At 62.5% G+C, this 2,229-nt stretch carries 3 protein-coding genes; 2 read left to right on the top strand and 1 reads right to left on the bottom strand.

Annotation, left to right across the window (positions count from 1 at the left end):
- Positions 1-438: glutathione S-transferase (locus VFE81_RS26220; RefSeq protein WP_325047369.1), on the bottom strand; the 438-nt coding region annotated here is incomplete at its 3' end.
- Positions 439-538: 100 nt separating this feature from the next.
- Here VFE81_RS26220 and VFE81_RS26215 point away from each other — a divergent pair.
- Positions 539-1,522, top strand: coding sequence for a YafY family protein (locus tag VFE81_RS26215; RefSeq protein ID WP_325047368.1), 984 nt, complete (start codon positions 539-541; stop codon positions 1,520-1,522).
- Between the two features lie 250 nt (positions 1,523-1,772).
- A partial coding sequence (locus VFE81_RS26210; RefSeq protein ID WP_325047367.1) for an alkaline phosphatase family protein occupies positions 1,773-2,229 on the top strand: 457 nt, incomplete at its 3' end.

The raw sequence follows: 2,229 nt of genomic DNA, 5'->3' as shown, positions 1-2,229 counted from the left end.
CGCCTGCAGTTGGCTCGTCACGGTCCCGAGCATTGAATCGAAATCGCCGTACGGCGAGGTGGCGTGCGGCGCCGGTTCGCGCTTCATCGCCTTGTCGACCAGTGCCGGTTCGTAACATGCCGCGTAGTACACCAGCCAGCGCAGATACGGCCCGCGCGACGGATCGTCGAGCGCCGGTGCGAGGCCCGCTTCAGGAAACAGGTCGGCCAGATAGATGAAGATGGCGACCTGTTCGGTGATCAGCGCGTCGCCGTGAAGGATCGCCGGCACTTTGCCGAGCGGATTGATGGCGAGATACGGCGCCTTGCGCTGCTCGCCGGCCTTCATGTTGAGCACTTTCAGCTGATACGGGGCGCCGAGCTCCTCGAGCAGCGTGAGTGCGCTGACAGAGCGGCATTGCGGCGAGTGGAACAGCGTGATCGTGCGATCGGTGGTCATGGCGGAGCCTTCTGGGTGAGCGTCTCGTGGAAAAAGCCAGCGTCCATCTGGCGCCGGGTGTCCTATCCTAAGCGCCTATACCTGTCAGTTTGTGTCAGGTATGTCTACACTTGTCCGTATGAGAGCCAGCCGCCTCCTTTCCATCCTGATGACCTTGCAAGCGCGCGGACGCGTGACCGCGCAGTCGCTCGCCGACGAATGCGCGGTCTCCCTGCGCACGATCTATCGCGACATCGACGCCTTGAGCGCCGCGGGCGTCCCCGTCCAGAGCGAACGTGGCGCGGAAGGCGGCTATCGTCTGCTCGACGGATACCGTACGCGTCTGAACGGTCTGTCATCGCAGGAAGCGGAGGCGCTGTTCCTCGCCGGCTTGCCGGGACCGGTGCAGGCACTCGGTCTCGGTGCTGTGATGGCCGGCGCGCAAACCAAGTTGCTCGCCGCGCTGCCGGTCGAATTGCGCTCGACCGCCGAGCGCATGCGCTCGCGCTTTCACCTCGACGCCCCGGCGTGGTTTTCCGACGCGGATCAGCCCGCGAATCTGCCGCTGATCGCCAGCGCGGTGTGGGAACAGCATCCGCTGCAGATTCGCTATCAGAGCTGGAAAGCTGAAAAGTTTCGCCGGATCGAACCGCTCGGCATTGTGCTGAAAGGCGGCGCCTGGTATGTGGTTGGGCGGGTCGGTGCGGACATTCGCATCTACCGCATTTCGCGCATTCTCGAATTGAGCAGGCTGGACGAGACTTTCGAGCGGCCGCCGGCCTTCGATCTGGCGGCTTACTGGCAAGACAGCACACAGCGTTTGTCCGAAGAGATGCATGCGAGCGAGGCAACGCTGCGCCTGTCGCCGTGGGGTATGCAGATGCTCGAAGTCTTTACTTCACCGTTCGCACGCGCAGCAGCGAAAATCGGCGAGCCGGATCCGGCCGACGGCTGGCGCACGGTCACGCTGCCGGTCGGTTCGATAAGGCAGGCATGTGCGGAGTTGCTGCGCTTTGGCACCGAGGCCGACGTGCTGGCGCCGCCGGAATTGCGCGCGCGTTTCGCCGAGGTGGCGGCAGCCTTGCATCGTCGTTACGCGCAATGAGGCGATGGTTCGCAGCTGACGTAGCCACCCTTATAAGCTGTGTTGGATGACCGATATATTGCAGGATTGTGGTGTGATTCACGTCAACGTCATACTTGCTGCATAGAGTTTGCCCGCGAATAAAACTCCAATCCCCAAGGGCAAAAACATGTCACAGCGCAGCTGCTTGCGTGCTTTCTTCAGGGTCGTTTGCGCGGCCTTAGTTGGCGTTATCGTCGCCGCGTGCGGCTCGTCGTCCTCGTCACTCAATGTGACCGGGCAGCAGCAGATCAAGCACGTCTTCGTCATTACGCTCGAAAACGAAAACTACGCGACCACCTTCGGCGCGAACAGCAAGGCGCCGTATCTGTCGCAGACGCTGGCTTCGCAAGGTGCGATGGTGCAGCAGTACTACGGCACGGGGCATGTGAGCCTCGACAACTACATCTCGATGATCAGCGGTCAGGCGCCGACGCCGGAAACGGACAACGACTGCATCACCTACCAGGACTTCAAGCTCACGGGTATGACGGCGGACGGTCAGGCGATCGGCTCAGGCTGCGTGTATCCGGCCAGCATCAAGACGCTGCCAGACCAGCTGAAGGCCGCTGGCTACACCTGGAAGGGCTATGAAGGCGACATGGGCTACGACCCGACACGCGAAGCCGCCACATGCGGCCACCCGACGCTCAATACGACCGACCTGACCCAATCGGCCGAAGCGCCGA

It is taken from the genome of Paraburkholderia sp. (assembly GCF_035656215.1).
Lineage (GTDB): Bacteria > Pseudomonadota > Gammaproteobacteria > Burkholderiales > Burkholderiaceae > Paraburkholderia.
This window is presented reverse-complemented; position numbering and strand designations above follow the sequence as displayed.